This is a genomic window from Sulfurovum sp., from assembly GCF_041562805.1.
GTDB lineage: Bacteria > Campylobacterota > Campylobacteria > Campylobacterales > Sulfurovaceae > Sulfurovum.
On record NZ_JBFFOH010000291.1, the window covers coordinates 1 to 1,275 of the forward strand.

The window sequence follows — 1,275 nt, forward strand, 5'->3', positions numbered from 1 at the left end:
ATTGGATCTGGACAAAGCAGAAGATGATTTTCTTTATTATATTGCAGGGTTGACTGCAAAGAAAAGCTATCCAAGTGGAGAGTATTATCTGCGTATTAACCCTTCTGCAGGAGCACTGTACCCTAACGAACTTTATTTTCAAGCGAGAGGTGTAGAAGGTGTAGACGACGGAGTGTATCACTATGAAGTGATCTCTTCCTCTTTGACACTACTGCAAGCCATTACAGAGGATGAAGGGTTAGAACCTTATCTGGGTTACAAAACAGCTATGAAAGGATATCTCTTTCTGGTCTCCGCTGTATATTATCGTTCTTCATGGAAATACAAGAACCGGGCGTTCAGGTATTGTCTTTTAGACGGGGGGCATCTTTTGGGTAGCATAGAAGCTTCGGCGTTACTCAAACCCCATGCTGCACAAATGCTTTACAATATAGACAGAGAAAAGTTGAACCGTATGTTCGGTTTTGAAGGAAGAGAATGGATGTTGTCTGGGTGCTCTATGGCAGTACCGATACAAGATCAGGAAATCTCTGCTATAGAGTTTTCCCTTCCTTATGTAGATGGGAGTAGAACTTTTGAACCCAATCCTCTTATAGAACAGGCGTACAATGAAACAATGAAGATGGAAGAGTGCAAACGAGAGGTAAAGGCGCCAAAGTTCACCTATCAAGCTGAGAAACTTAAAGAAACACTTTTTACCCGAAGGTCACAAAGAGGTTTCGAGGAAGGTGCCATCACCAAAGGGCAGTTCAATTACATTATGGAAGCCATACATCAGCCCATACTGAGTGATTGTGATGAAGATGTTTCTGTGTATGTTGTCATAAACAGAGTGATCAATATGCCGTTGGGACTCTATAAAGAGGGTAAATATATGAAGTATGGTGACTTTGGCAAAAAAGCAGGGTATTTGAGTTTAGAACAGTATAGTCTTTCTATGCAAGGGGCAGTAGCATTTTTCCTGACTTCCAAAGCAAAAAATTATCAGGCACTGTACCAAAAAGCCGGGATCATAGGACACAGACTTTATGTGGCTTCTCTTTATTTAGGTATAGGGTGTTCTGGAATCGGTGCCTATTATGATGATGAGGTCAATGAATTTGTAGAGAACGATGAGATGGTACTGTATGCTTTGGCCATAGGGAAATAAATTTTAGTGTGATTTGATCAGTTCTTAAATCGATACCCCAATGCTTCCAAATGGTTACGTAAGGGCTCAGGGGTATCTCCTTGAAATTCTAAACTCTCATCTTTGATAGTACCACCAATCCCAAG

The 1,275-nt window shown here is 40.9% G+C and carries 1 protein-coding gene; it reads left to right on the forward strand.

Translation table 11 applies throughout. The annotated features are described in order from the left end of the window. The coding region (locus tag ABYK33_RS15870; RefSeq protein ID WP_373034294.1) for a SagB family peptide dehydrogenase at positions 1-1,150 on the forward strand (1,150 nt) is incomplete at its 5' end. Positions 1,151-1,275: the final 125 nt, after the last annotated feature.